This is a genomic window from Microbacterium sp. GbtcB4 (assembly GCF_019091465.1).
GTDB lineage: Bacteria > Actinomycetota > Actinomycetes > Actinomycetales > Microbacteriaceae > Microbacterium > Microbacterium paraoxydans.
On the sequence record NZ_JAGXJJ010000326.1, the window covers coordinates 1 to 250 of the forward strand.

Sequence of the window (250 nt, forward strand, 5' to 3'; positions counted from 1 at the left end):
GATGGTCTGGCCGGGCTCCACCACGGTGCCCGCGGCGGGGTCGGAGGTCTTCGCGGCCTCGAAGCCGGCGTCCGGGTGCTCGGTGGTGACGGCCGGAGGCGTGGTCGGGGGCAGCCCCCCGGGCGGGGTGCCCGATGCGGTGTCGCGGTTGGCGATGCGCTCGCCTTCCACGCCCTCGTCGACGTCGACGGAGTACGTGATCGTGAGCACCTGCCCGGGCTCGAGAGCACCGGTTCATGCGAGGTCGTCG

At 74.0% G+C, this 250-nt stretch carries 1 protein-coding gene; it reads right to left on the minus strand.

Annotation, left to right across the window (positions count from 1 at the left end; translation table 11 throughout):
• Nucleotides 1-210: hypothetical protein (locus KVS71_RS18040; RefSeq protein ID WP_254635910.1), on the minus strand; the 210-nt coding region annotated here is incomplete at its 3' end.
• Nucleotides 211-250 lie beyond the last annotated feature (40 nt).